This is a genomic window from Phytobacter massiliensis JC163, from assembly GCF_000321045.1.
Classification (GTDB): domain Bacteria; phylum Pseudomonadota; class Gammaproteobacteria; order Enterobacterales; family Enterobacteriaceae; genus Phytobacter_A; species Phytobacter_A massiliensis.
The window spans coordinates 737,358-763,011 of sequence record NZ_HE578945.1; the positions used below are offsets into that span (position 1 = coordinate 737,358).

Below are 25,654 nucleotides of genomic sequence, written 5' to 3' on the forward strand. Positions count from 1 at the left end.
GAAAAAGACCTCTCTCTAAGACCATAAGGAGGAAACCAGGGTGGATGATCATTCAGTACCGCCTCTATTTTCCGGTAATTTTGCTTTTTTCTTCGATCTTGACGGAACCCTCGCAGAAATTAAACCGCACCCGGACCAGGTCTTCGTTCCGTCGGAGATCCTTGAGCGGCTTGCGCAGCTTGCTGAGATGAACAACGGCGCGTTGGCGTTGATTTCAGGGCGTTCGATGGACGAGCTCGATAAGCTCGCCAGCCCCTACCGTTTTCCCCTTGCCGGGGTACACGGAGCGGAGCGCCGCGACATCAATGGTGAAACGCATGCTGTTTCCCTGCCTTCTGAAATTGTCGAACCGCTCGAACGCGCGCTGCGCGCAGGAATGGCCCCGTTGACCGGAACCGAACTGGAGGCGAAAGGCATGGCCTTTGCGCTGCACTACCGGCAGGCGCCTCATCAGGAAGCGGCTATCTTCGCGCTGGCGCGCGAGATGGCAAAAACCTGGCCTCAGCTTTCGCTGCAGCCGGGTAAATGTGTTGTAGAACTTAAACCGGCAGGCATTAACAAGGGAGCTGCTATCGAGGCGTTTTTACAGGAGTCGCCTTTTGCTGGCAGAAAACCGGTTTTTGTAGGGGATGACCTGACAGACGAGCATGGCTTTGAAGTGGCTAATGCGCTGTCGGGCGTTTCCATCAAAGTTGGCGCGGGTGACACCAGGGCGAAATGGCGCCTGGGCAGCGTCAACGATGTGCACCAGTGGCTAAAACGTATCACCGACCATCAACAACAAGAACAAAATGCGCTAACAAACAGGAGAGATGGCTATGAGTCGCTTAGTCGTAGTATCTAATCGTATTGCTCCACCCGATGATAAAAAGTCCAGCGCGGGTGGGCTGGCTGTAGGCATCCTTGGGGCGCTCAAATCCACCGGCGGGCTGTGGTTCGGCTGGAGCGGTGAGATTGGCGATGAAGATGCGCCGTTGCAGAAAGTGTCCCGCGGTAATATCACCTGGGCCTCGTTTAACCTGAGCGAAGAGAATTACGACCAGTACTATTCGCAGTTCTCTAATGCCGTGCTCTGGCCTGCGTTCCACTACCGTCTGGATCTGGTGAAGTTTCAGCGTGAGGCCTGGGAGGGCTATCAGCGCGTTAACTCCCTGCTGGCGGACAAGCTGCTGCCGCTGCTGGAAGAGGATGATATCCTCTGGATCCATGACTACCACCTGCTGCCTTTCGCACAAGAACTGCGCAAACGCGGCGTAAATAATCGCATCGGCTTCTTCTTACATATTCCTTTCCCGACGCCGGAAATTTTCAACGCGCTGCCGCCGAACGCGGAGCTGCTTGAAGCGCTGTGCGATTACGATCTGCTTGGCTTCCAGACCGACAGCGACCGTCTGGCGTTCCTTGACTGTATTTCCGTCCAGACCCGCCTGACGACCCGTAGCGATAAGTCGCACACCGCCTGGGGCAAAAATTTCCAGACCGAAGTTTATCCCATCGGTATTGAGCCGGATGAGATTGCCCAGCAGGCCTCAGGCCCGCTGCCGCCGAAACTGGCGCAGTTGAAAAATGAACTGAAAAATGTGAAAAACATTTTCTCGGTTGAGCGTCTGGACTACTCGAAAGGTCTGCCGGAGCGTTTTCTCGCTTACGAGACGCTGCTGGAGAAGTATCCGCAGCATCACGGTAAGATTCGTTATACCCAGATTGCGCCGACCTCGCGCGGCGAAGTGCAGGCCTATCAGGATATTCGCCATCAGCTGGAGACAGAAGCGGGGCGGATTAACGGTAAATATGGTCAGCTGGGCTGGACGCCGCTTTACTATCTGAACCAGCATTTTGACCGCAAGGTGCTGATGAAAGTCTTCCGCTATGCGGAAGTGGGGCTGGTCACGCCGCTGCGTGACGGTATGAACCTGGTGGCGAAAGAGTATGTCGCCGCACAGGATCCGGCAAACCCGGGCGTGCTGGTACTGTCGCAGTTTGCCGGCGCGGCCAATGAACTGACTGCCGCGCTTATCGTCAACCCGTACGATCGGGATGATGTCGCCGCTGCGCTGGACCGTGCGTTAACAATGCCGCTGGCCGAACGTATCGCGCGCCACGCTGAAATGCTGGACGTGATTAAACGTAACGATATTGACCACTGGCAGCAGAGGTTTATCAGCGATTTAAAGTTCATAACGCCACGTAGCGCGCACAGCGAACTACAAAATAAAGTGGCGACCTTCCAGAAACTTGCCTGATGCTCTGCCTTCCCGCTGCGGCGGGAAGGCGCTATTTCCCCAGCGCGACCAGTAGCACATCTGTTTTACTCGACGCCACAATCCCTTTCGCTGAACAGGCCGCCCGGGCAAAAAAGCTCTGGTTATGATTGCCACACACCACCAGATCGACGCCCTGCGTCTCACAAATATGCAGCACATGCTCGCTCAGTTCACCGGAAGTGATAATCGCCTGCTCCACCGGATAGGCCGCGCGCTGAATCAATTCGTCCATAAACTGTTTCGTCTCTTCACCGAGAATTTCGCGCACGTTTTCCATCATCGGTGCCGCGAACTGGTTATACATCTCCGGATCGGAAGTAAGGGTGATCAGACTTAGCCGGGCCTCAAACGGACGTGCTATTGACACGGCGCGCGCCACAAGCTCGTGGCTTTCAGGGGTGGGTGAAACCGCGACCAACAGATGAGCGTAGCCCATAACTGGCTCCTTATAAGCGGGAAGACATACCACCTTTACTCGCTTTGCGCCAATGTGGCAACGGGGAAGTATGGCAATAGTGTGAAGTAAATCATAAATATTCATTAATTATGCTAAACGATCAAAGCGGCGATTTTTTATCAATTTTATGAATATGAACGACTTAAAGAGAGGTATAAGGAACCGTTATGCTGGCAGAAAAATTATTCATAGACCTGATTAACAAAAATACAATGATTTCTCAAGGTTATTAGTTAAAAAGCATTAAAAGATAATTTATTGTTTTTAAGGCAAATTTATTTTCGTCTCTTTATTAGAAATGGATGACCTTTTCTGGATATTTCATATTGTTACAGAGCGGACCAGTTTGGCTTCACATATCATTTTTATGAATGGGTATTCGCCGAAAAAGAATAGAAAAAGCCGCTGGTAGCACAAAAAACGCTCAAAACAGAAGTTGTACTGATAGATTTCTTGTCAGAAATGGCTTAAATTATGTGATGTGGATCACAAAATTTTCAAAAATTTTCGTTAGTCACATTGTATGTATGCGCACCAGCGAGTACAGTTGCGTCGAATTAGGAAAAATCTTAGTTCTTTGTAAGAAATGATTAAGAGTGCGGTCAGAATAGTACGCTTAAGCGACATTCTTTCACGCACGATCCTAAGCGCGTTATGCATTTTGCCATTTCTTTTTTATACCGGTTTTTTCCGGCGACATCACGGGGTGCGGCTTGTCCGCATAAGATACAAGTTGGTTATTCGGGAAGGGAAAAATGCATACTTCCGAGTTGCTGAAACACATTTATGACATCAACCTGTCATATTTACTCCTCGCTCAGCGTTTGATTAGCCAGGACAAAGCATCAGCTATGTTCCGCTTAGGCATAAATGAAGAAATGGCGACCACCCTGGGAGAGCTGACCCTTCCGCAGATGGTTAAACTGGCTGAAACGAATCAGGTGATCTGCCAGTTCCGCTTTGACAGCACGCAGACGATTACGCGTCTGACTCAGGAATCCCGCGTGGACGATCTGCAACAGATTCACACCGGCATTCTGCTTTCAACGCGTTTGCTGAATGAATCCACCGGCGATGCAACCCGTAAGAAAAGGGCTTAATCATGAGCGAGAAAAGTATCGTTCAGGAAGCCCGCGACATTCAGCTCGCTATGGAGTTGATTACGCTGGGCGCGCGTTTGCAGATGTTGGAAAGTGAGACGCAGCTGAGCCGTGGCCGTCTCATTAAACTCTATAAAGAACTGCGCGGTAGCCCGCCGCCGAAAGGCATGCTGCCGTTCTCTACCGACTGGTTTATGACATGGGAGCAAAATATTCATGCCTCCATGTTCTGCAACGCCTGGCAATTTTTGCTGAAAACCGGGCTGTGCAGCGGCGTTGATGCCGTAATCAAAGCGTATCGTCTCTACCTTGAACAGTGTCCTCAGCCTGAGGAAGGGCCGCTGCTGGCGCTGACTCGCGCCTGGACGCTGGTCCGTTTCGTGGAAAGCGGAATGCTGGAGTTATCGCGCTGTAACTGCTGCGGCGGTAATTTTATTACTCATGCGCACCAGCCCGCAGGCAGCTTCGCCTGCAGTTTATGCCAGCCGCCATCTCGCGCGGTAAAAAGACGTAAACTTTCCCGGGATGCTGCCGATATTATTCCACAACTGCTGGATGAACAGATCGATCAGGCTGTTTGACCGAAACGTACGTGGAACAAACTCCAGCAGCGGTGAAGTTATACCGCTGCTTTTTTTTCCTCTCGTTTCACCGCCTGCCTCTGTTTCTCCTTGCCTTAGCCATTAGCGGAAGGATGATGTCGTGCTTATCGTATTAGGTTACATAGTTGTTGTAGGTGCAGTCCTGGGCGGATACATGATGACCGGCGGGCACCTTGGAGCACTGTATCAACCGTCCGAGCTTATTATCATCGGCGGTGCTGGCATTGGTGCGTTTATTGTTGGCAACAACGGCAAAGCTATCAAGGGCACGATGAAAGCGCTGCCTTTGCTGTTTCGCCGTTCCAAATACACGAAAAGCGTCTATATGGATCTGCTGGCGCTGCTCTATCGCCTGATGGCCAAATCACGTCAGCAGGGGATGTTCTCGCTGGAGCGGGATATCGAAAACCCGAAAGAGAGCGAAATTTTCGCCAGCTATCCGCGCATTATCGCCGATGCGACGATGCTCGAATTTATTGTCGATTACCTGCGCCTCATCATCAGCGGCAACATGAACACCTTCGAAATCGAAGCGCTGATGGATGAAGAGATCGAAACCCATGAAAGCGAGGCCGAAGTGCCAGCCAACGCGCTGGCGGCGGTGGGGGATTCCCTGCCCGCGTTCGGTATCGTTGCGGCGGTAATGGGCGTGGTTCATGCGCTGGCCTCGGCGGATCGCCCGGCGGCGGAACTCGGCGCGCTGATTGCCCACGCGATGGTGGGCACCTTCCTCGGCATCCTGCTGGCGTACGGCTTTATCTCTCCGCTGGCCAGCGTGCTGCGCCAGAAGAGCGCCGAAACCACCAAAATGATGCAGTGCGTGAAGATAACCCTGCTGTCGAACCTGAATGGCTATGCGCCGCCCATCGCCGTTGAGTTTGGCCGTAAAACGCTTTACTCCACCGAACGTCCGTCGTTTATCGAACTTGATGAGCACGTGCGCGCGGTAAGAAACCCTAACCAACAGACGACGACTGAGGACGCATGAAAAACCAGTCCCATCCTATCGTCGTCGTAAGACGCAAAAAACATAAAGGACATGGCGGCGGAGCACACGGCTCGTGGAAGATTGCCTATGCCGACTTTATGACGGCGATGATGGCTTTTTTTCTGGTGATGTGGCTTATCTCCATTTCCAGCCCTAAAGAATTGATTCAGATTGCCGAATACTTCCGTACGCCCCTGGCGACGGCGGTGACTGGCGGGCAGCGTATTTCGAACAGCGACAGCCCGATTCCCGGTGGTGGCGATGATTACACCCAGCAGCAGGGTGAAGTTCAGAAGCACCCGAATATTGATGACCTGAAACAGCGTATGGAACAGGCGCGGCTCAAGAAACTGCGCGGCGATCTGGATCAGCTGATCGAGGCGGATCCGAAACTGCGCGCCTTGCGCCCGCACTTAAAGATTGACCTCGTTCAGGAAGGGCTTCGCATTCAGATTATCGATAGCCAGAACCGGCCCATGTTTAAAACCGGCAGCGCGGAAGTGGAACCCTATATGCGCGATATTCTGCGCGCTATCGCGCCGGTGTTGAATGGCATACCGAATAAAATCAGCCTGTCAGGCCACACCGATGACTACCCCTACGCCAATGGCGAGAAGGGATACAGCAACTGGGAGCTTTCGGCGGATCGCGCGAACGCCTCGCGTCGTGAGCTGGTGGTCGGGGGGCTTGACGATGGAAAAATGCTGCGGGTAGTGGGCATGGCGGCAACGATGCGCCTGTCCGAACGCGGGCCTGACGATGCCATCAACCGCCGCATCAGCCTGCTGGTACTGAATAAACAAGCAGAAGAAGCCATTCTGCATGAGAACGCTGAAAGCCAGAACGTGCCGATAAGCGTCATTACACAGCCGCAGGCACCAACAGAGGCGGCGCCGGTTGCCGCGCCTGTACCTGCGGCAGCAGTTACTACATCGCCACAATCCGAGTCGAGGTGATAGCGTGAGCATGGATATTAGCGATTTTTATCAAACGTTTTTTGATGAAGCTGACGAGTTGTTGGCCGATATGGAGCAGCATCTGCTGGACCTGGCGCCCGAAGCGCCGGATTCCGAACAGCTCAACGCCATCTTTCGTGCGGCGCACTCTATAAAAGGCGGCGCAGGCACGTTCGGCTTTACCATTTTGCAGGAAACCACGCACCTGATGGAAAACCTGCTGGATGAGGCCCGCCGTGGCGAGATGCAGCTCAATACCGACATTATCAACCTGTTTTTGGAAACCAAAGATATTATGCAGGAACAGCTCGACGCCTATAAAAGCTCACAAGAGCCGGATGCTGCCAGCTTTGAATATATCTGCAACGCGCTGCGTCAGCTTGCGCTGGAGGCGAAAGGGGAGTCTGCTTCCGTCGCCGTTAGCGGCGCCAGATTATCCGTTGTGGAAAACGTCGTGCCGGAGGCTGCGCAACCTGCCGCGCCGGCACAGGGCGACGGCAAACTGCGTATTGTGCTGTCGCGTCTGAAAGAGAATGAAGTCGGTCTGCTCGAAGAGGAGCTGGGTAACCTTGGCACGCTGAGCGATGTCGTTAAAGGAACAAACAGTCTGAGCGCCACGCTCGACGGCGGCGTCAGCGAAGATGACATCGTGGCGGTGCTCTGCTTTGTGATCGAACCGGATCAGATTGCCTTCGAAACCGCGGCTGCCCCTGCGGAAACGGCGGCAGTGGAGACCGTGGAACAGCCCGTTGCCGCGCCAGAGGTTGTCGCACCTGCGCCCGCCCCCGTTGCCGCGCTGAAAGCGGTGCCGAAAGAGGCGCCTGCCGCCCGGGAAAAACCGGCGCGCGCCAGCGAATCCACCAGCATTCGCGTTGCGGTGGAGAAAGTCGATCAGCTGATTAACCTGGTTGGCGAACTGGTGATTACCCAGTCGATGCTGGCCCAGCGCTCCAATGAACTCGACCCGGTGACCCACGGCGATCTGATTACCAGTATGAGCCAGCTGCAGCGCAACGCCCGCGATCTGCAGGAGTCGGTGATGTCCATCCGTATGATGCCGATGGAGTATGTCTTTAGCCGCTTCCCGCGGCTGGTGCGCGACCTCGCAAGCAAGCTCGATAAACAGGTAGAGCTCACGTTACAGGGCAGTTCCACCGAGCTGGACAAAAGCCTCATCGAACGCATTATCGACCCGTTAACGCACCTGGTGCGTAACAGCCTCGACCACGGGATCGAAACGCCGGAAAAACGCGTGGCGGCGGGCAAATCTCCGGTGGGTAACCTGATCCTTTCCGCAGAACACCAGGGCGGCAATATCTGTATCGAAGTCACCGATGACGGCGCAGGCCTGAACCGCGAACGCATTCTGGCGAAGGCGCTGTCGCAGGGCATGGCGGTGCATGAGAACATGAGCGATGAAGAGGTCGGCATGCTGATTTTCGCGCCGGGCTTCTCGACTGCCGAACAGGTGACGGATGTCTCCGGTCGCGGCGTCGGCATGGACGTGGTGAAACGTAATATCCAGGAGATGGGCGGCCATGTTGAGATCGCCTCGCGCCAGGGGGCGGGCACCACTATCCGTATCCTGCTGCCACTGACGCTGGCAATCCTCGACGGCATGTCGGTCAAGGTCAACGATGAGGTGTTTATCCTGCCGCTGAACGCGGTCATGGAATCGCTGCAGCCGCGTGAAGAAGATCTGCACCCGCTGGCGGGCGGCGAGCGCGTCCTGGAAGTGCGCGGCGAGTACCTGCCGCTGGTAGAGCTGTGGAAAGTATTCGATGTGGCAGGGGCGAAAACCGAAGCCACGCAGGGCATCGTAGTGATTCTGCAAAGCGCGGGCCGTCGCTACGCGCTGCTGGTGGATCAGTTAATTGGTCAGCACCAGGTAGTGGTGAAAAACCTGGAGAGCAACTATCGCAAAGTGCCGGGCATTTCCGCGGCGACCATCCTTGGTGATGGCAGCGTCGCGCTGATTGTTGATGTTTCGGCGCTGCAGGGATTAAACCGTGAACAACGTATGGCGCACACAGCGGCCTGATTGAATTAGAAGGTAAAAACATGACCGGTATGAGTAATGTAGCAAAACTGGCTGGCGAGCCATCGGGGCAGGAATTCCTGGTCTTCACCCTGGGCGATGAGGAGTACGGCATCGATATTCTCAAGGTGCAGGAGATCCGTGGCTATGACCAGGTCACCCGTATCGCCAACACGCCGGACTTTATTAAAGGCGTGACCAACCTGCGCGGCGTCATCGTGCCGATCGTCGATCTGCGCGTGAAGTTCAGCCAGACCGAAGTCGAGTACAACGACAACACGGTGGTTATCGTGCTCAATCTGGGTCAGCGCGTGGTAGGTATCGTGGTGGACGGCGTTTCCGACGTGCTCTCGCTGGCGGCGGATCAGATTCGTCCGGCACCGGAGTTTGCGGTGACCCTGTCGACGGAATACCTGACCGGCCTTGGCGCGCTCGGCGAGCGGATGCTAATTCTGGTTAACATTGAAAAGCTGCTTAACAGCGAAGAGATGGCGCTGCTGGATATCGCTGCTACTCACGTCGCGTAATGCTTAATCCCGGATGCGGCTGCGCCTTATCCGGGCAACGCTGCGCCTGCCAGCCCGGTCGCGTTTCGCTTAACCGGGCCTGCCTCTTTTTCCTCGAAATGTGTTTATTTAAGCATTGCTGAAATAGATGTTCTTTCTGCTTAACTTCAAGTAACATCTTTCCTGTCCGTAAGCGTCGAATTGACTTTTTTGCACCGCACACTTTGCTGGAAAGCGCCATGAAATATAAGCACTCACTTCCCGTTCTTTTGAGCGTGGCGTTGTTGACTCCTGCCTGCGCAATAGCCGCCAACGGCACCATCGGCGCGACGCTGACGCTGACCAACGGCTGCGCAATTAATAGCTCCGCGGTGCGTAATGATATGGCCTTTAACGTGCAGTGTACGTCCCGTAGTTACGCTATTCAGGCTGACAGCGCCGGGAACGCGCCGTTCAGCTTATACAGCGACAACGGTCAGGCTATTGCCGCCAGCGACAGTCTGCCACGGGTTTCGACACGTGAAGGGACCGACAGCTACAGGCTGTATGCGCGTTCCCACCAGCCCGAACGCCTGTCTGAGAATACATTCCATACGGTAAATATTACGGTTGTTTACTAAATTGAATTAATTTCCAGGCCAGTATTTCTGGCCGGAATAACCCTGAAATAAGCGCATTTTTAATAATTCTCAAGCCTCTTGGAAGCTAACTATTAATTTAGCGGGGCTTAATTTTAAATATTAAATGTGGCTAAAGTTCCGTTTAAGAGATATTAAAAAATAATTCTAGCTGTAAAATAAAATTGCGATCAAGGTCACAATTTAGCGGATATATTATTTGCATTGTGCTGGGCTTTTCGACGTTATTTAAACTAACGCATTGATGTCTATCAAATATATTCTTTATGCCTCCATTTTTCTCGCTTCGTTATTCAGTGGTTGAACGTCTCGCTATCGGCTAAGTTTTTTTATTACCATCAGAGAATGCGCGCTCTGGGATTACTCTTTTTCTTCACAATAAATAACACGCGTCTTTTCCGGAGGTGCAGTATGAAAAAAACAGGCCTGGTTTTATTAAGTGGGCTGATGGCGTTATCCGTAAATAATGCCGGGGCAGTCACCAGTACAGGAACAATTGGCGCGACGCTAACGTTATCGAACGGCTGCCTGATTAATGGCTCACCCGCCCAGAGCGGCATCAACTTCGGTACGCTGGACTTTGGCGAAAGCCCGGCGACCTTCAACGAACTGACTACCCAGCTTTCCGGTACCGGGGCAGGGGGCAGTACCTTTACCATCCAGTGCACCACCGCCAGCTATACCGTGCAGATCACCGGCAACACCAATACCGCAACGCCAGGTTCAACCGTGGGGACGCCGGGAGCCGCGGTGCGCTATCTGCGTTCCGCCACGCCGACCAATACGCAAGGCGTAGCCTATAGCGTTTACAGCGACAGCGGATTCAGCAATGAAGTGATTAACGGCGCCGCTATTCCTCGCGCCTCCACCGCCAACGGCGTGGACTCTTATACGCTCTACGGGCGTATTCGCGGCGGGGGCAACAGCGTCACGGTCTTGCCGGGGACCTACACCGACACACTCAATGTGAGCGTCACCTACTGACGCACCCCTGATGCAGCCAGAAAAAAAACGGCTCTCCCCCACGGGAGACCGCAGCCTGCTGCACGCCATTTTTGGCCTGCTGGCCTGCGCGGTCAGCCTGCCGCAGCAGGCCATTGCCGTGACGGTGACCTCCACGAGCTTCACCGTCGGGGCGACGGTTACGCCTGGCTGCTCGGTGGTGAGCGGCAGCGGCGGGCAGCTTGGCACGCTCAATTTTGGTACGCATACCGGGGCTGAAAGCGGACGCGTCACCACCAGCTTCGTGCCGAACGCCTCGCTGTCTCTCGCCTGCACGCCAGGCGTCTCGCTGAGTATGAGCATTAACGGCGGGCTGAACTACACCTCGGTGCGCAATATGCAGCGTAATGGCGGTACCGAGCGCGTACCGTACCGCCTCTATAGCAGCAGCTCGCTGGCGGCGAACAGCGAAATCGGCGTCAACCAGACCGTCTCCGTGGCCTATACCGACAGCAATAATATCGCCCTGAGCCTGTTTGGCGCAGCGCAACTCACCGCCCTGAGCACGGCGGGAACGTACACCGATCAATTGACCGTGACGTTGTCATGGTAAAAAGGGAGAAAGGACATGCGCATCACCTCGAAGGCCGCGCTGGCGGCGGGTGTTATGCTGACGGCGTCGCTTGCCACTCTGGCAGGCGACGCCAGGGCGGCGGCGACCATTTTACTGTGGCCTATCGATCCCTGGCTGGGGCCGGAGACGAAGGCGACAGAGCTGTGGATTCAGAATCAGGGTACAACGCCGACCACCATGCAGGTGCGTATTGTACGCTGGCGTCAGGAGGGGGGTGGCGAGCGCTATCAGCAGCAAACGGATGTAGTCGCCAGCCCGCCGATTGTCCGTATTGAAAAGGGCAGCAAACAGCTTATCCGCCTGATAAAACAGGCTCAGGTGCCTGCTGGGGTGGAACAGGCCTACCGCATTATCGTCGATGAGATCCCCCAGCCGGAGCAGGGCGCGACCCCGCAAATCGGCATTAAACTGCAGATGCGTTATTCGATACCGCTGTTTGTCTACGGGCAGGGAATCAGCACTTACCCTGACAGCGCCAACCCTGCGCTGGTCGACCCGCGTGATTTGAGCTGGTCTGTCATTCGGGACAACGGCAAACCGGCCATTCAGGTACGGAATAACGGCAATGTGCATGTACGTCTCACGGAGGTCTCGGCCAGCCAGGGCGGCCAGCAGCGTACGCTGGCCGAAGGGCTGCTGGGCTACGTGCTGCCAGGGGGAAGCCGGGCGTGGCCTCTACCGCCGGGGCTGCCCGCGCCGGTGGAGCTGAAAGCAAAAATTAACGCCAGGCAGAGCGAATGGCAGTCGCGCGCCCGGTAATCTTTCCGGCGATGCTTATCCTGCTCGGGTATCCGGCTGCCGTAAAGGCGCAACAGGGGGATGACGCCCTTCCACCGCCGCCGGATGTTCAGGCCATCAACCAGCAGGCGGTGTTCCACCTTACGCTGGTGCTGAACCACTACGATACCCAGCAGGTTGTGCCGGTTACCAGGCGCGATAACGACTGGTACGTGGCGAGCGTGGATTTGCAGCGCGCCGGAATTCCCGCGCAGTACCTGCCGCAGGGGGAGGTGAACGTCTCCGCGCTGCCCAACGTGCGCACCGATTACGACAGCGAGCGGCAGCGTCTGCTGCTGTTTGTTCCCGGTGACTGGCTGCCGGAACGGTTTACCGCCTTTAACAGCGGGCAGGCGCGCAGCAAGCTCTATTACGGGCGCGGCTCGCTGCTGAACTACGATTTTTACGCCAGCAACACCGACAGCATTGGCGGCCAGGCCTCCCTGTGGCATGAATACCGTTTTTTTGCCGGGAATGCGTCTTTCTCCTCGACTGGAACGGTCATCTCCCCCTTCGCCGGGGGCGATTCGCAGCAGGAGGGCTACACCCGCTACGACACCACGCTGACATTTACCGATGAAGAGGACGCTATCCAGTGGAGCGTTGGCGATGTGATATCCGACGCGCTCAGCTGGAGCAACAGCGTGCGGGTCGGCGGCATCAGCTACGGGCGTGATTTCTCGCTGCGTCCTGACCTGGTGACCTGGCCGGTGCCGACCTTCTCCGGCGAGGCGGCGGTTCCCACCTCGGTGGATGTCTTCATTAACGGCTACCGCGCAGGGTCAAAACAGCTTGAGCCCGGCCCGTTCACCCTCACTAACATGCCCTATATCAACGGCGCGGGGAACGCGGTGCTGGTCACCACCGATGCCCTTGGCCGTCAGGTCAGCACCACGCTGCCGTTTTACGTTGCCAGCGACCTGCTTAAAAAGGGGCTAAGCGACGGCGCGGCCACCGTCGGCAGCCTGCGGCGAAGTTACGGTATCGATAATTTTGATTACGGCCCGCTGGTGGGCAGCGGCTCTTATCGCTATGGCCTGACCGATTATCTGACGCTGGAAGCCCACGGGGAAGGGGCGCAGGAGCTGGCGCTGGGCGGCGCGGGAACGGTAGTGAAACTGGGCAGGCTGGGGGTGGTGAACGGCGCATGGACGCAGAGCCGGATGCGCGGCGACAGCGGCAGCCAGCTCAACTGGGGCTACCAGTACAGTACCGGCGTGTTCAGCATTGCCACCCAGCACAGCCGCCGCGAACGGGGCTTCGGCAACCTCGCGCTGTATGACCAGAACTATTATTACACCCGCACGGATAACGACGAGCAGCAACCCATTGCCAGCCTGAGCCGCAATAGCGATCAGTATTCCCTGTCCCTGAGCCTGGGGGATTTTGGCAACGTTGGCGCGGCGTGGATTGGCGTGCGCAGCTTTGATAACAGCAAAACCGAACTGATTAACCTTTCCTGGAGCCGCAACCTGTGGCGCGCCAGCAACATCTATCTCTCTGCAAGCCGCGATCGTCAGCGCGATGACTGGACGGTGGCGATGACGTTACAAATCCCGATTGGCGAGCGCGATAACGTGGCGCTGAGTGCGGAAAATACGCCGGACGCGGGCAATACGCAGCGGATCAACTACAGCCATGCCATGCCGACGGAGGGCGGCTTTAGCTGGAATATGGCGCTGGCGCGGCAATCCCGGGAGGATAATTACCAGCAGGCCACCCTCGGCTGGCGCAATAACAATGTGGAGTTGCAGGGGGGGATGTATGGCTACACCCACATGCGTACCTGGTGGGGCGAAGCGATGGGCTCGCTGGTGCTGATGGACAATGAACTTCTTGCCGCCAACAGAATCAATGACGCCTTCGTGGTGGTGAGCACCAGCGGGCAGCCGGGCATACCGGTTAACTATGAAAACCAGCCGGTCGGCAAAACCAACCGCAACGGCTATCTGCTGGTGAGCGGCGTCTCGTCGTACTACCCGGCCAGCTACAGCATCAATACGCTGGATCTCCCTGCCGACACCCGCATCACTGAAACTGAGCGGCGCGTGGCCCTGCGCCGTCACTCCGGTTATCTGGTGGAGTTCCCGATGGTGCAGGAGCGGGTCGCCAGCGTCATTCTTCATGACGAAGCGGGCCTGCCGGTCCCGCTCGCCAGCGAGGTCAGCCGTCAGGGGAGAGCGCCCGCCGTGGTGGGTTATGACGGCATCGCCTGGCTTGAGAACCTGGAGGAGAACAACGTGCTTACTGTTCGTCAGCCCGACGGCGCGCGCTGTATCGCTCGCCTGACCCTGGACCCAAACCCGGAACATAAATTACAAACCTATGGCCCGCTGACCTGTAAAAGGAGCAACTGATGCGCAAGGCGATTCTGCTGCTGATTGTGCTGCTGGGCGGCATCAACCAGGCCTGGTCCGCCTGTACGGCGAGCCTGTCAAACACCGCGCCATCGCTTGGCGCGTCGGTCACTTCCTTTGTGCTCAACAGCACAGAGCAGGGGGTCACCACCAACCTTATCTTGCAGTGTGATTCCGCGCTGTCGCTGCTGACCAACGACTATGTCACCCTGACCCTTAGCGGGGCGTCAAACATCGTCACCAACCGCGCGGCGATGAAAAGAACTGACGATCTGGCGGTGACCGATTTGATTCCGCTTAAGCTCTGCGGCGCGAATAACTGCCCGGCCAACAGCGAAGTGACCAGCACTAACACCGGCTACACCTGGAACTCCAGCATGCTGCTGACGCTGCTCGGGTCAAAGCGCTATACCCTGCCGCTCTATCTGCGCACGGTCACCGGGCAGACGGTCTCCGCCGGGCCTTACCAGGCGATACTCAATCTGAACGTCTACTACAGTATCTGCGCGGTGGGGACGATTCTGACGGGCTGCTCCAGTTTGCAGTCGGGAAATCTGCCGCTGACCCTGACGGTGAACATGACGGTTACCAATGACTGTACGGCCATCAGCGCGCCCAATCTTAATTTTGGCAGCGCGCCGCTGGCGAAGAACTTCCCCACGCTCTCGGGGTCTGTCGGCGTGACCTGCACAAAAGGCTATGCCTATACGGTGGGCATCAGTAATGGCAGCAACCCCAGTGGTAACGTGCGCCAGATGGCCAGCGGCACTAACCGGCTAAGCTACGAGATCTACAAAGGCACCACCACCTCCCGCTGGGGCGCTGTCGGGGCGGAACGCTGGGCCAGCGCGGCGTCCTCTGCCGTCAGCACCGACGGACTTCTGCGCACCTACAACTTCACCGCCCAGGTATTGCCCGGCCAGAACACGCCCCCCGGCGGCACCTACAGCGATACGCTGCTGGTGGACCTGGCATTTTAGCGCCACGGCAGGTTTGCTCATTGCGCAGGCTGATTATTCAGCGTGCATGTAATTCCTTTTCGCAAACGTAAAGTTCTCTACACCCTTGCCGATAACACCGTTAACACGTTATCTGGAAGGTGTCGCATGTTGAACCGTATTCGCGTAGTCACAATGTTGATGAGTGTACTGGTGGTCTTCGCGCTGCTGCAGTTACTCTCTGGCGGACTGCTTTTTTCCTCACTCAAGCAAAACCAGCAGAGCTTTGCTGTCTCTAACGATCTGCGCACGCAGCAGACTGAACTGGCGAAAACCTGGGAGCTGATGCTGCAAACGCGCATCAACCTCAGCCGCTCTTCCGCGCGCATGATGATGGACCCGAACAACCAGCAGAGCAGCGCTAAAACCGACTTGCTGAACAGCGCGAAAAAGAGCCTTGCCGAAGCCGCCCAGCACTATGACGCCTTCCGTGCGCTGCCCGCCATCCCGGAGATGGCGCAGGTACGCGGCCAGCTTGACGAAAAATACCAGGCTTACGCCGCCGGCCTTAGCGAACTGGTGCAGTTCCTGGAGAGCGGCAATATGGACGGCTTCTTCGCCCAGCCGACGCAGGGGATGCAAAACGCCCTTGGCGAGGCGATGGGCAACTATGCAAAGCTCAGCGAAAGCCTCTATCGCAACGCCTTTGATGAGAGCGTCAGCGACTACCACTTCGCCAAATGGCAGATGGCGGGTCTTGCGCTGGCGCTGGTACTGGTGCTGCTGCTGGTCTGGTACGGCATCCGCCGCATTCTGCTGACGCCGCTTGGCGCGGTCATTGGCCACATCCGCGAAATTGCCGGGGGGAATCTTGCCCACCGCCTGACGGTAGAAGGGCGCAGTGAAATCACCGATCTGGCGCAAAGCGTCGACCATATGCAGCGCTCGCTGATTGAGACGGTAGCCAGCGTGCGCGCCAGCTCCGATGCCATTCACGCCGGCACCAGCGAAATTGCCGCCGGTAATAACGATCTCTCCTCCCGTACCGAAGAGCAGGCCTCTGCGCTGGAACAGACCGCCGCCAGTATGGAAGAGCTCACCGCGACGGTGAAACAGAACGCGGAAAACGCCCGTCAGGCCTCGCTGCTGGCGGAAAGCGCCTCCGAGACCGCGGAGCGCGGCGGCAAAGTGGTGGACGGGGTGGTGAAAACCATGCACGACATCGCCGCCAGCTCGCAGAAAATCGCCGACATTACCGGCGTTATCGACGGGATTGCTTTCCAGACCAATATCCTTGCCCTTAACGCGGCGGTAGAAGCGGCGCGTGCGGGCGAACAGGGGCGCGGTTTCGCCGTGGTGGCCGGGGAAGTGCGCAACCTTGCCAGCCGCAGCGCTCAGGCGGCGAAAGAGATCAAGGCCCTGATTGAAGACTCTGTCTCCCGCGTGGATACCGGCTCGGTGCTGGTGGAGAGCGCAGGGGAGACCATGAACGATATCGTCAACGCCGTCACCCGGGTTAACGACATCATGGGTGAGATTTCCTCGGCGTCGGACGAACAGAGCCGGGGTATCGACCAGGTTGCGCTGGCGGTCTCCGAAATGGATCGCGTCACGCAGCAAAACGCCTCGCTGGTACAACAATCCGCAGCCGCCGCGGCTGCGCTAGAAGAACAGGCCAGCAATTTAACCAGGGCGGTATCGCTATTCCGTCTTTCATCTGTACCTGCAAAAACCGCTCAGGAAACAGCAAGCCCGACCGCCGTCGCTGCGCCGACGGCTGTAAGAAGCCTACCGCTGACGACCGGGCAAGACGATAACTGGGAAACTTTCTAGCAGTATTACAGTGCGGCAGCGTGCCGCCAGATGGGAGCGTGGATGTTAAATCGTATTCGTATCTCGACAACACTGTTTTTAATTTTGATCGTCTGCGGCGTGTTGCAGATTGGCAGTAACGGCCTCTCTTTCTGGGCATTCAGGGAGAGTACCGGGCATCTGGAAGAGCTGGAAAAGAGTAACCACCAGCGTAGCGCGTTGATGCAGACCCGCACTTCGCTTTTGCAGGCCAGCGCGGCGCTGAACAAAGCGGGCACGTTAACCGCGCTGAGTTACCCGCCGGATGACATTAAAGGGCTGATGAGCGAGGCGAAAGCCGATTTACAGGACGCGGATGGCCGGGTGAAAGAGTTCCTCGCCATTCCGGCGCTCTCGGAAGAGGGCACAAAATTGCAGGCGGCGACCAAAGCGGCGTATGAGGCGTGGCACGGCGATCTGGCCCACCAGGCGACGTGGCTGGAAAACAACCAGCTCTCTGATTTTATGTCGGCGCCGGTGCAGCAGTCACAGGATGTGTTTGACGCCAATTTCAACGCCTGGCAGCAGCATATCAACCATTTTGTCGAAACGGCAAAAGTGGACGGCCAGCGCAATTATCAGCGTTCAGCGGTGATTTTTATCACCGTGGTGATTCTGGCGGCGCTGTTAACTTCCGCCTCGCTGTGGTGGTCGCGCCGGATGATTGTGCAGCCGCTGGCGATTGTCGGCGACCATTTTGACAGCATCGCCGAAGGCAATCTGGCGCGGCCTATCGTGGTGTACGGCAAGAACGAGATATCGGCCATTTTCGCCAGCCTGAAAAAGATGCAGGGGGCGCTGCGCGCTACGGTGAGCGATGTCCGGCAGGGCAGCTATGCGATGCACACCGGCATTGCTGAAATTGCCGAAGGCAACAATGACCTGTCGGCGCGAACCGAGCAGCAGGCCGCTTCGCTGGCGCAAACCGCCGCCAGCATGGAGGAGTTAACCGCCACCGTCGGTCAGAACGCCGATAACGCGCGCCAGGCATCCGGCCTGGCCCAGAGCGCGGCGGAAACCGCGAAGAGAGGCGGGCAGCAGGCGTCGAATGTCGCCACTACCATGCACGACATCGCCGCCAGTTCGCAAAAAATTGGCGACATTATCAGCGTCATTGACGGCATCGCCTTTCAGACCAATATCCTGGCGCTGAACGCGGCGGTAGAAGCGGCCCGCGCGGGCGAACAGGGCCGCGGCTTCGCAGTTGTGGCAGGGGAGGTACGTAACCTCGCCAGCCGCAGCGCCCAGGCGGCAAAAGAGATTAAGGGGCTGATTGAAGAGTCGGTCTCGCGGGTGGAACAGGGGTCGAAGCTGGTGGATACCGCCGCGCAGACCATGACGGAGATCGTCCGTTCTGTTACCCAGGTGAATGACATTATGGGCGAGATTGCGTCCGCGTCCGATGAACAACGTCGCGGCATAGAGCAGGTCGCTCAGGCCGTGAGCCAGATGGATCAGGTTACGCAACAGAACGCGGCGCTGGTGGAAGAGGCCGCGGCGGCCACCGACCAGTTAGCGCACCAGGCGGATCATCTGACCTCGCTGGTGGCGGTATTTAACGTTGAAGAACACAGTGCGACACCAGAGCCGGCGCCCCCCAGGGCTGCGCCAGTTGTATCTTAATCAGGTTGAGAAGACGCTATGACATCATCCATGCCCAACGGGCAAACGTCGTTTATTTTGCAGCAGATGTCCCAGCGTCTCGCGCTCTCTGACGCGCATTTTCGGCGGATTTGCCAGCTTATCTATCAGCGCGCCGGGATCGTCCTTGCCGATCATAAGCGGGACATGGTCTACAACCGGCTGGTGCGGCGTCTGCGCACGCTCGGGCTGGATGATTTTGGCCGCTACCTGAGCATGCTGGAAGCGAACCAGAACAGCGCGGAGTGGCAGGCCTTTATCAACTCGCTGACCACCAACCTGACCGCTTTCTTCCGTGAGGCGCACCACTTTCCGGTGCTGGCGGATCACGCTCGCAAGCGGTCAGGGGAATATCGCGTCTGGAGCGCGGCGGCCTCGACGGGGGAAGAGCCCTACTCGATAGCCATCACCCTGGCCGATGCGCTGGGGATGGCGCCGGGACGCTGGAAGGTGATAGCCAGCGATATCGACACCGAAGTGCTGGAGAAGGCGCGCAGCGGCATCTACCGGTTGGATGAGCTGAAAACCCTCTCGCCCCAGCAGTTGCAGCGTTATTTCATGCGCGGCACCGGGCCGCACGCAGGCCTGGTTCGCGTACGGCAGGAGCTGGCGAACTATGTCGACTTCCAGTCGGTCAACCTGCTGGACAAACAGTACAACGTGCCGGGGCCGTTTGACGCCATATTTTGCCGCAACGTGATGATTTATTTCGATAAAACGACACAGCAAGATATCCTGCACCGCTTTGCGCCCCTGCTTAAGCCTGATGGATTACTCTTTGCCGGGCATTCGGAGAATTTCAGCAACCTCGTGCGCGAATTTAGCCTGCGTGGGCAGACGGTTTACGCGCTGAGTAAGGATAAAGCATGAGTAAAATCAGGGTAATGTCCGTCGATGATTCTGCACTAATGCGTCAAATCATGACCGAAATTATCAACAGTCACAGCGACATGGAGATGGTGGCCACCGCGCCGGACCCGCTGGTCGCCCGGGATCTGATTAAAAAATTTAACCCGGATGTGCTGACGCTCGATGTCGAAATGCCGCGCATGGACGGCCTGGATTTTCTGGAGAAGCTGATGCGCCTGCGTCCGATGCCGGTGGTGATGGTCTCCTCCCTGACCGGTAAAGGCTCCGAAGTCACGCTGCGGGCGCTGGAGCTGGGGGCGATTGATTTCGTCACCAAGCCGCAAATTGGTATCCGTGAAGGGATGCTGGCCTACAGCGAGATGATCGCCGAAAAGGTACGCACCGCTTCCCGGGCACGTCTGGCAGCGCATAAACCGCTGGCCGCGCCGGTGACGTTAAAAGCCGGCCCGCTGCTCAGCTCGGAAAAATTGCTGGCCATTGGCGCATCAACCGGAGGAACAGAGGCAATTCGCCATGTACTCCAGCCATTGCCGCTTTCAAGTCCGGGTATTCTGATTACGCAGCATATGCCGCCAGGGTTTACCCGCTCCTTTGCCGAGCGGCTAAATAAGCTTTGTCAGATCGCCGTGAAAGAGGCCGAGGACGGCGAGCGCGTTCTGCCGGGGCATGCCTATATCGCGCCGGGAGACCGGCATATGGAGCTGGCGCGCAGCGGGGCTAACTATCAGATCAAACTTCACGACGGGCCGCCGGTGAATCGCCACCGTCCTGCCGTGGATGTGCTGTTTCATTCGGTCGCGAAGCACGCCGGGCGCAATGCCGTGGGGGTTATCCTCACCGGCATGGGCAACGACGGCGCGGCCGGGATGTTAGCGATGCACCAGGCGGGCGCCTGGACCATCGCGCAAAACGAAGCAAGTTGTGTGGTGTTCGGCATGCCGCGCGAGGCCATCAATATGGGTGGCGTGTGCGAAGTGGTCGATCTTAGCCAGGTAAGCCAGCAGATGCTGGCGAAAATCAGTGCCGGACAGGCAATACGTATTTAATGAGGAGTGTAGTTTTATGGCGGATAAAGAGCTCAAATTTCTGGTTGTTGACGACTTTTCCACGATGCGTCGCATCGTTCGCAACCTGTTAAAAGAGCTGGGGTTCAACAACGTTGAGGAAGCCGAAGACGGCGTTGACGCGCTGAACAAACTCCAGGCGGGCGGTTTTGGTTTTGTTATCTCTGACTGGAACATGCCGAACATGGACGGACTTGAGCTGCTCAAAACCATTCGCGCCGACGGCAATATGTCCGCGCTACCGGTGCTGATGGTGACGGCGGAAGCCAAGAAAGAGAACATTATCGCGGCGGCGCAGGCTGGCGCGAGCGGCTACGTGGTGAAACCGTTCACCGCAGCGACCCTTGAAGAGAAACTCGGCAAAATTTTCGAGAAACTCGGCATGTGAGGACGGGATGATGATTCAACCTTCAATGAAACCTGTGGAAGAGCATTCGCCCAGCGATATCATTGCCCGCATCGGCAGCCTGACGCGTATGCTGCGCGACAGCCTGCGTGAACTGGGGCTGGATCAGGCGATTGCCGAAGCGGCCGAGGCCATTCCCGATGCCCGCGACCGTCTGGATTATGTGGTGCAAATGACCGCCCAGGCGGCAGAGCGCGCCCTGAATAGCGTTGAGGCTTCTCAGCCGCATCAGGACGAGATGGAAAAAGGGGCCAAAGCGCTGAGTACGCGCTGGGATGCGTGGTTCGAAAACCCGATTGAGCTGGCAGACGCCCGCGAGCTGGTGACCGACACGCGTAAATACCTTGCGGACGTGCCGGGTCACACCAGCTTCACCAACGCACAGCTGCTCGATATCATGATGGCGCAGGATTTCCAGGACCTCACCGGTCAGGTTATCAAGCGGATGATGGACGTGATCCAGGAGATTGAGCGCCAGTTGCTGATGGTGCTGCTGGAGAACATGCCGGAGCCCGCCGCGCGCACCAAACGTGAAAACGAAAGCCTGCTTAACGGCCCGCAGCTCGACACCAGCAAAGCCGGTGTGGTTGCCAGCCAGGATCAGGTTGACGACCTGCTGGACAGCCTGGGTTTCTGACTTTCGCCCCCTCCCGGGTGCGGCTTGCGCCTTACCCGGGCTACGGTTTGGGTAGCCCGGATAAGGCGCGTCAGCGCCGCATCCGGGAGCCGCGATTACTGCGCTAAACTCCATACGATACCGCAATGCTGCGCAACTCGCCCCTGCGCCAAATCCCGAAAACCCCCCGTTTTTATGCCTTACTCTTGCCATTAGCCACGCTTGACTCTGGCAATATGTCATCAAATTTCTACCCGTGGATTTGAGCCGTGGCAGACGACAGCGACGACAAAACAGAAGCCCCCACACCCCACCGACGAGAGAAGGCCCGTGAGGAAGGGCAGATCCCTCGCTCAAAGGAGCTGACTTCGCTGCTGATTCTGTTCATCGGCGTCGGCATCTTATGGGTCGGCGGCGAGGGTTTCGCCCGTCATCTGTCGGGCATCCTCAAATCAGGGCTGCGTTTTGATCACGCGATTGTCAACGACCCGAAGCTCAGCTTCGGCCACGTCATTCTGCTGCTGAAAAGCGGGATGCTGGCGCTGCTGCCGCTGGTTACCGGCGTGGTGTTGATAGGTCTGGTCGCGCCGCCGCTGCTGGGCGGACTGGTTCTGAGCGGCAAATCGTTACGCTTTGACTTCGCCAAAATCAACCCGCTTTCCGGCCTTAAGCGCCTCTTCTCCGCTCAGGTGGTGGCGGAGCTGGTGAAGGCGCTGATGAAAACGGCGCTGATGGGGAGCGTGGCAGGGCTCTACCTCTGGCATAAGTGGCCGGAGATTATGCGCCTGATGACCGAGTCGCCCGTGACGGCAATGGCCGACGCCCTCAATCTGGCGGGTATGTGCTGCCTGCTGGTGGTGATGTCGATAATCCCGATGGTGGGCTTTGACGTCTTCTTCCAGATCTACAGCCACACGAAAAAGCTGCGCATGTCGAAGCAGGATATCCGCGACGAATATAAGCAGCAGGAGGGCGACCCTCACGTTAAGGGGCGCATTCGCCAGATGCAAAGGGCGGCGGCGCGGCGTCGCATGATGGCCGATGTGCCAAAAGCCGACGTTATTGTCACTAACCCGACCCATTACGCCGTCGCGCTGCAGTATGACGAGAACAAAATGAGCGCGCCAAAAGTGCTGGCCAAAGGGGCCGGACTGGTGGCGCTGCGCATCCGCGAGCTGGGTGCGGAAAACCGGATTCCGGTTCTGGAAGCGCCGCCGCTGGCGCGAGCGCTGTACCGCCACGCTGAAATTGGCCAGCAGATCCCCGGCCAGCTTTACGCGGCGGTCGCCGAAGTACTGGCCTGGGTATGGCAGCTGAAACGCTGGCGCCTGGCCGGGGGGCAACGCCCTGCGACACCTGCAAATCTTCCGGTGCCCGAGGCGCTGGATTTTATGAACGAGAAGGACACTGATGAATAATCTGGCGGCAAAGTTGCGACTCCCTGGCAACTTCAAATCCACGCAGTGGCAAATTCTGGCCGGGCCAGTACTTATTCTGCTTATCCTGTCGATGATGGTACTGCCGTTACCGGCATTCGTGCTCGATTTGCTGTTTACCTTCAATATCGCGCTGTCGATCATGGTGCTGCTGGTGGCGATGTTCACCCAGAAGACCCTGGAATTTGCCGCCTTTCCCACCGTACTGCTCTTTACCACGCTGCTGCGCCTGGCGCTGAACGTGGCCTCGACGCGTATCATTCTGATGGAAGGGCACACCGGCGGCGCGGCGGCGGGCAAGGTGGTGGAGGCCTTCGGCCACTTCCTCGTCGGCGGTAACTTCGCCATCGGTATCGTGGTGTTTATCATCCTCGTTATCATCAACTTTATGGTTATCACCAAGGGTGCGGGGCGTATCGCCGAAGTGGGCGCGCGGTTTGTGCTTGACGGCATGCCCGGCAAACAGATGGCTATCGACGCCGACCTTAACGCCGGGCTGATTGGCGAGGAAGAGGCGAAGAAGCGCCGTTCCGAGGTGACCCAGGAGGCCGATTTCTACGGCTCGATGGACGGTGCAAGTAAGTTCGTGCGCGGCGATGCTATCGCTGGCATCCTCATTATGGTGATTAACGTTATCGGCGGGCTGCTGGTGGGCGTTCTGCAGCACAACATGGACGTTGGCAGCGCGGCGGAGAGTTACACCCTGCTCACCATCGGCGATGGCCTGGTGGCGCAGATCCCGGCGCTGGTTATCTCGACTGCCGCCGGCGTGATTGTTACTCGCGTAGCCAATGATGAAGATGTGGGCCAGCAGATGGTCGGTCAGCTCTTTACCAACCCGCGGGTCATGGTACTGAGCGCCGCGGTACTGGGGCTGTTGGGCCTGGTGCCGGGCATGCCGAACTTTGTCTTTCTGCTTTTTACCGCTGCGCTACTGGGGCTCGCCTGGTGGCTGCGCGGTAAACAGCAGCAGGGGCCAGCCGAAGCGACGCCGGTTAAGATGCCGGAGAACAACCAGGCCGTCGAGGCGACGTGGAACGACGTCCAGCTGGAGGATTCGCTGGGCATGGAGGTGGGCTATCGCCTTATCCCGATGGTGGACTTTCAGCAGGATGGCGAGCTGCTGGGGCGTATCCGCAGTATTCGTAAGAAGTTCGCCCAGGATATGGGCTTCCTGCCGCCGGTCGTGCACATTCGTGACAATATGGACCTGCCGCCCGCGCGCTATCGCATCCTGATGAAAGGGGTGGAAGTGGGCAGCGGGGACGCCTATCCGGGACGCTGGCTGGCCATCAACCCCGGCACCGCCGCAGGGACTCTGCCCGGCGAACCGACCACCGATCCGGCCTTTGGCCTGGCGGCTATCTGGATTGAAAGCGCCCTGAAAGAGCAGGCGCAGATCCAGGGCTATACCGTGGTGGAAGCCAGTACCGTGGTGGCGACCCATCTTAACCATCTGATTGGGCAGTTCGCGCCGGAGCTGTTTGGCCGCCAGGAGGCCCAGCAGCTGCTCGACCGCGTCACCCAGGAGATGCCGAAGCTTACCGAAGACCTGGTGCCGGGCGTGGTGACCCTGACCACCCTGCACAAAGTCCTGCAAAACCTGCTGGCGGAAAAAGTGCCTATCCGCGATATGCGCACCATCCTGGAGACGCTGGCGGAGCATGCGCCGCTGCAGAACGACCCGAACGAACTCACTACGGTAGTGCGCGTTGCGCTGGGTCGTGCGATTACCCAGCAGTGGTTCCCTGGCAGCGGCGAAGTGCAGGTCATCGGTCTCGACGCTCCGCTGGAGCGCCTGCTGTTGCAGGCTCTGCAGGGCGGCGGCGGGCTGGAACCGGGCCTCGCGGACCGACTGCTGGAGCAAACCCAGGAGGCGCTTTCACGCCAGGAGATGCTGGGCGCGCCGCCGGTGCTGCTGGTCAACCATGCGCTGCGCCCGCTGCTGTCGCGCTTCCTGCGCCGCAGCCTGCCGCAGCTGGTTGTCCTGTCGAACCTGGAGCTGTCCGACAATCGCCACATTCGTATGACCGCCACCATTGGAGGACGCTAATGCGCAAAGTACTGCTGCTGGTCGCACTGCCGTTGTTTGCTCACGCCGCCGGAGAGGGGGCGTGGCAGGCCAGTGGAATGGGGATTACCCTTAGCCATCGGGGGCAGTCGATCTCCTCGCGCCCGCTGGCCTCTTCGCAGCCGGTCAGCGGCCAGATGACGCTTATCGCATGGCGCTATGTTCTGAACGGACCCACGCCAGCCGGGCTGCGGGTACGCCTCTGTTCGCAGGTTCGCTGCGTACAGCTTGAGGGCCAGAGCGGCACCACCCGCGGGCTGGATGGCGTTGACGCCAGCGAGCCGCTGCGCTTCGTCTGGGAAGTGCCCGGCGGCGGCAGGCTGATCCCGGCGTTAAATGTCCGCAGTAATCAGGTTATCGTTAACTACCGGTAATCGCTCGCCTTTTCGCCAGCCGTCATGCACATTTTTTGCAATATGGCGGCTGGATCGCAATATCCGGCCCCGTCTTTTGAATCATCAGAAACACTGTTTTATAAATCAGTGAAGCGCGTTGTCACACT

Annotated in this window: 24 protein-coding genes; 23 read left to right on the forward strand and 1 reads right to left on the reverse strand. The window is 57.7% G+C overall.

Annotation, left to right across the window (positions count from 1 at the left end):
- The first annotated feature begins 40 nt into the window (after positions 1–40).
- Both otsB and otsA read left to right on the forward strand, forming a co-directional pair.
- Positions 41–844, forward strand: a complete 804-nt coding sequence (otsB, locus tag ENTHG_RS03750) for a trehalose-phosphatase (protein WP_044173587.1) — start codon at positions 41–43, stop codon at positions 842–844.
- A complete protein-coding gene (gene otsA / locus ENTHG_RS03755) occupies positions 819–2,243 on the forward strand; it encodes an alpha,alpha-trehalose-phosphate synthase (RefSeq protein WP_044173590.1) in 1,425 nt (474 codons plus the stop codon). The genes otsB and otsA overlap by 26 nt, the downstream gene beginning before the upstream one ends.
- 31 nt (positions 2,244–2,274) lie before the next feature.
- Here the strand turns inward: otsA and uspC are convergent, their stop codons facing one another.
- Positions 2,275–2,700, reverse strand: a complete 426-nt coding sequence (uspC, locus tag ENTHG_RS03760) for a universal stress protein UspC (protein ID WP_044173592.1) — start codon at positions 2,698–2,700, stop codon at positions 2,275–2,277.
- A 776-nt stretch (positions 2,701–3,476) separates the two neighbouring features.
- On the opposite strand from uspC, the gene flhD reads away from it, so the two are divergent.
- The 21 genes from flhD (at position 3,477) to flhE (ending at position 25,526) form a co-directional block, all read left to right on the forward strand.
- Positions 3,477–3,821 carry a flagellar transcriptional regulator FlhD gene (gene flhD / locus ENTHG_RS03765; protein ID WP_044173595.1) on the forward strand — a complete coding sequence of 115 codons (345 nt, stop codon included), beginning with the start codon at positions 3,477–3,479 and terminating at the stop codon, positions 3,819–3,821.
- Between the two features lie 2 nt (positions 3,822–3,823).
- Positions 3,824–4,402, forward strand: a complete 579-nt coding sequence (gene flhC / locus ENTHG_RS03770; RefSeq protein WP_044173598.1) for a flagellar transcriptional regulator FlhC — start codon at positions 3,824–3,826, stop codon at positions 4,400–4,402.
- A 121-nt stretch (positions 4,403–4,523) separates the two neighbouring features.
- Positions 4,524–5,411: a flagellar motor stator protein MotA gene (gene motA, locus ENTHG_RS03775; RefSeq protein WP_044173601.1), complete on the forward strand. Its 888-nt coding sequence runs from the start codon at positions 4,524–4,526 to the stop codon at positions 5,409–5,411.
- On the forward strand, positions 5,408–6,367 hold the full coding sequence (gene motB, locus ENTHG_RS03780) for a flagellar motor protein MotB (protein WP_044173603.1): 960 nt from the start codon (positions 5,408–5,410) through the stop codon (positions 6,365–6,367). The genes motA and motB overlap by 4 nt, the downstream gene beginning before the upstream one ends.
- A 4-nt stretch (positions 6,368–6,371) precedes the next feature.
- The gene (gene cheA / locus ENTHG_RS03785; RefSeq protein ID WP_044173607.1) at positions 6,372–8,408 is read left to right on the forward strand and encodes a chemotaxis protein CheA; all 2,037 of its coding nucleotides are present in this window, start codon (positions 6,372–6,374) and stop codon (positions 8,406–8,408) included.
- A 20-nt stretch (positions 8,409–8,428) separates the two neighbouring features.
- Positions 8,429–8,932: a chemotaxis protein CheW gene (gene cheW / locus ENTHG_RS03790; RefSeq protein WP_044173610.1), complete on the forward strand. Its 504-nt coding sequence runs from the start codon at positions 8,429–8,431 to the stop codon at positions 8,930–8,932.
- A gap of 218 nt (positions 8,933–9,150) precedes the next feature.
- On the forward strand, positions 9,151–9,531 hold the full coding sequence (locus tag ENTHG_RS03795; protein ID WP_044173611.1) for a hypothetical protein: 381 nt from the start codon (positions 9,151–9,153) through the stop codon (positions 9,529–9,531).
- Positions 9,532–9,960: 429 nt separating this feature from the next.
- The gene (locus ENTHG_RS03800; protein ID WP_044173613.1) at positions 9,961–10,533 is read left to right on the forward strand and encodes a spore coat protein U domain-containing protein; all 573 of its coding nucleotides are present in this window, start codon (positions 9,961–9,963) and stop codon (positions 10,531–10,533) included.
- Positions 10,534–10,543: 10 nt separating this feature from the next.
- Positions 10,544–11,104 carry a Csu type fimbrial protein gene (locus ENTHG_RS03805; protein WP_044173615.1) on the forward strand — a complete coding sequence of 187 codons (561 nt, stop codon included), beginning with the start codon at positions 10,544–10,546 and terminating at the stop codon, positions 11,102–11,104.
- Between the two features lie 15 nt (positions 11,105–11,119).
- Complete coding sequence (locus tag ENTHG_RS03810) at positions 11,120–11,884, forward strand: fimbrial biogenesis chaperone (RefSeq protein ID WP_044173619.1); 765 nt, start codon at positions 11,120–11,122, stop codon at positions 11,882–11,884.
- A complete protein-coding gene (locus ENTHG_RS03815) occupies positions 11,863–14,259 on the forward strand; it encodes a fimbria/pilus outer membrane usher protein (RefSeq protein WP_044173621.1) in 2,397 nt (798 codons plus the stop codon). Before ENTHG_RS03810 ends, ENTHG_RS03815 begins: the two co-directional genes overlap by 22 nt.
- On the forward strand, positions 14,259–15,239 hold the full coding sequence (locus ENTHG_RS03820; protein WP_044173624.1) for a Csu type fimbrial protein: 981 nt from the start codon (positions 14,259–14,261) through the stop codon (positions 15,237–15,239). The genes ENTHG_RS03815 and ENTHG_RS03820 overlap by 1 nt, the downstream gene beginning before the upstream one ends.
- Positions 15,240–15,365: 126 nt before the next feature.
- Positions 15,366–17,030, forward strand: a complete 1,665-nt coding sequence (tar, locus tag ENTHG_RS03825; protein WP_044173626.1) for a methyl-accepting chemotaxis protein II — start codon at positions 15,366–15,368, stop codon at positions 17,028–17,030.
- A gap of 42 nt (positions 17,031–17,072) precedes the next feature.
- Positions 17,073–18,671, forward strand: a complete 1,599-nt coding sequence (tap, locus tag ENTHG_RS03830) for a methyl-accepting chemotaxis protein IV (protein ID WP_044173628.1) — start codon at positions 17,073–17,075, stop codon at positions 18,669–18,671.
- A gap of 18 nt (positions 18,672–18,689) precedes the next feature.
- Positions 18,690–19,559: a protein-glutamate O-methyltransferase CheR gene (gene cheR, locus ENTHG_RS03835; RefSeq protein ID WP_044173630.1), complete on the forward strand. Its 870-nt coding sequence runs from the start codon at positions 18,690–18,692 to the stop codon at positions 19,557–19,559.
- Positions 19,556–20,605, forward strand: a complete 1,050-nt coding sequence (gene cheB, locus ENTHG_RS03840; protein WP_044173632.1) for a protein-glutamate methylesterase/protein glutamine deamidase — start codon at positions 19,556–19,558, stop codon at positions 20,603–20,605. The genes cheR and cheB overlap by 4 nt, the downstream gene beginning before the upstream one ends.
- Positions 20,606–20,621: 16 nt before the next feature.
- Positions 20,622–21,011, forward strand: coding sequence for a chemotaxis response regulator CheY (cheY, locus tag ENTHG_RS03845; protein WP_044173635.1), 390 nt, complete (start codon positions 20,622–20,624; stop codon positions 21,009–21,011).
- Between the two features lie 10 nt (positions 21,012–21,021).
- Positions 21,022–21,666, forward strand: coding sequence for a protein phosphatase CheZ (gene cheZ, locus ENTHG_RS03850; protein WP_044173637.1), 645 nt, complete (start codon positions 21,022–21,024; stop codon positions 21,664–21,666).
- A 248-nt stretch (positions 21,667–21,914) separates the two neighbouring features.
- Positions 21,915–23,063, forward strand: coding sequence for a flagellar biosynthesis protein FlhB (gene flhB, locus ENTHG_RS03855; protein ID WP_044173641.1), 1,149 nt, complete (start codon positions 21,915–21,917; stop codon positions 23,061–23,063).
- Positions 23,056–25,134 (forward strand): flagellar biosynthesis protein FlhA, encoded by a 2,079-nt coding sequence (flhA, locus tag ENTHG_RS03860; protein WP_044173643.1) that lies wholly within the window; start codon positions 23,056–23,058, stop codon positions 25,132–25,134. Before flhB ends, flhA begins: the two co-directional genes overlap by 8 nt.
- On the forward strand, positions 25,134–25,526 hold the full coding sequence (gene flhE, locus ENTHG_RS03865; RefSeq protein ID WP_044173645.1) for a flagellar protein FlhE: 393 nt from the start codon (positions 25,134–25,136) through the stop codon (positions 25,524–25,526). The genes flhA and flhE overlap by 1 nt, the downstream gene beginning before the upstream one ends.
- Positions 25,527–25,654: the final 128 nt, after the last annotated feature.

What these genes read in the sequence shown, in the direction of transcription:
- ENTHG_RS03820 (WP_044173624.1), top strand. Translation starts at nt 14,259, where the DNA reads ATGCGCAAGGCGATTCTGCTGCTGATTGTGCTGCTGGGCGGCATCAAC.
- tap (WP_044173628.1), top strand. Translation starts at nt 17,073, where the DNA reads ATGTTAAATCGTATTCGTATCTCGACAACACTGTTTTTAATTTTGATC.
- ENTHG_RS03800 (WP_044173613.1), top strand. Translation starts at nt 9,961, where the DNA reads ATGAAAAAAACAGGCCTGGTTTTATTAAGTGGGCTGATGGCGTTATCC.
- uspC (WP_044173592.1), bottom strand. Translation starts at nt 2,700, where the DNA reads ATGGGCTACGCTCATCTGTTGGTCGCGGTTTCACCCACCCCTGAAAGC.
- cheB (WP_044173632.1), top strand. Translation starts at nt 19,556, where the DNA reads ATGAGTAAAATCAGGGTAATGTCCGTCGATGATTCTGCACTAATGCGT.
- flhC (WP_044173598.1), top strand. Translation starts at nt 3,824, where the DNA reads ATGAGCGAGAAAAGTATCGTTCAGGAAGCCCGCGACATTCAGCTCGCT.
- ENTHG_RS03795 (WP_044173611.1), top strand. Translation starts at nt 9,151, where the DNA reads ATGAAATATAAGCACTCACTTCCCGTTCTTTTGAGCGTGGCGTTGTTG.
- ENTHG_RS03815 (WP_044173621.1), top strand. Translation starts at nt 11,863, where the DNA reads ATGGCAGTCGCGCGCCCGGTAATCTTTCCGGCGATGCTTATCCTGCTC.
- flhD (WP_044173595.1), top strand. Translation starts at nt 3,477, where the DNA reads ATGCATACTTCCGAGTTGCTGAAACACATTTATGACATCAACCTGTCA.
- cheR (WP_044173630.1), top strand. Translation starts at nt 18,690, where the DNA reads ATGACATCATCCATGCCCAACGGGCAAACGTCGTTTATTTTGCAGCAG.
- cheZ (WP_044173637.1), top strand. Translation starts at nt 21,022, where the DNA reads ATGATTCAACCTTCAATGAAACCTGTGGAAGAGCATTCGCCCAGCGAT.
- motB (WP_044173603.1), top strand. Translation starts at nt 5,408, where the DNA reads ATGAAAAACCAGTCCCATCCTATCGTCGTCGTAAGACGCAAAAAACAT.
- otsA (WP_044173590.1), top strand. Translation starts at nt 819, where the DNA reads ATGAGTCGCTTAGTCGTAGTATCTAATCGTATTGCTCCACCCGATGAT.
- tar (WP_044173626.1), top strand. Translation starts at nt 15,366, where the DNA reads ATGTTGAACCGTATTCGCGTAGTCACAATGTTGATGAGTGTACTGGTG.
- ENTHG_RS03810 (WP_044173619.1), top strand. Translation starts at nt 11,120, where the DNA reads ATGCGCATCACCTCGAAGGCCGCGCTGGCGGCGGGTGTTATGCTGACG.
- cheY (WP_044173635.1), top strand. Translation starts at nt 20,622, where the DNA reads ATGGCGGATAAAGAGCTCAAATTTCTGGTTGTTGACGACTTTTCCACG.
- flhE (WP_044173645.1), top strand. Translation starts at nt 25,134, where the DNA reads ATGCGCAAAGTACTGCTGCTGGTCGCACTGCCGTTGTTTGCTCACGCC.
- flhA (WP_044173643.1), top strand. Translation starts at nt 23,056, where the DNA reads ATGAATAATCTGGCGGCAAAGTTGCGACTCCCTGGCAACTTCAAATCC.
- cheW (WP_044173610.1), top strand. Translation starts at nt 8,429, where the DNA reads ATGACCGGTATGAGTAATGTAGCAAAACTGGCTGGCGAGCCATCGGGG.
- ENTHG_RS03805 (WP_044173615.1), top strand. Translation starts at nt 10,544, where the DNA reads ATGCAGCCAGAAAAAAAACGGCTCTCCCCCACGGGAGACCGCAGCCTG.